A 657-nucleotide genomic window follows, 5' to 3' on the forward strand; every position below is an offset into this window, starting at 1 on the left:
CCAATATAGTTTTATTAAGATAGTAGTCTGCCATTATTTCATGGCGGCTTTTAAATATCATTGTCCCCCTCCGATGATGCAAGTTATACTTTCCCACCAGTTAAAAGACAACGTGACTCAGAGTTGCAAAAAGGTAACAATCATGGAATTGATGAACAATGAGCTGATCTGCTTTGCAGCCATTTGTAAACACCTCTCTCTTACAGAGGCATCAAAAGAACTTGGAAAGTCTAAAGCTCAAGTCAGCAGGCAGCTAGCAGCATTAGAAAAACAACTTGGCGTAACACTCGTCCACAGAACAACAAGGAAACTCGTTTTAACTGATCATGGCGAAAGCATTAGAGAGCTTGCTATCAAGACGTTAGAGAGTTTGCACGAGTTAAATTACAGAGCTAGCTCGTTGAGTGAATGCATTGATGGAAAGTTTAAAATCACAATGCCCAACTCTATAGCCTCTTCTATTTTTGGTTCTGTTCTTAAAGACTTAAAAGAACGATATCCAAAAGTTGATTTTGAAATATCGTCAAGTAACAATGTGGAAAATTTATTAGAAAGCAACGTAGATTTAGCGATTAGGCTTAATAATGTTATTGATGACACTCTTATTGCACATAAAATTGGTGATTATAGTGATGTTTTGATATCTAGGGTAAGTAA

At 36.5% G+C, this 657-nt stretch carries 1 protein-coding gene; it reads left to right on the forward strand.

The features are described 5' to 3' along the window. Positions 1 to 142 precede the first annotated feature (142 nt). Positions 143 to 657: LysR family transcriptional regulator (locus IQR33_RS18940; RefSeq protein ID WP_193843930.1), on the forward strand; the 515-nt coding region annotated here is incomplete at its 3' end.

This window comes from Vibrio sp. OPT46 (genome assembly GCF_015163535.1).
GTDB lineage: Bacteria > Pseudomonadota > Gammaproteobacteria > Enterobacterales > Vibrionaceae > Vibrio > Vibrio alginolyticus.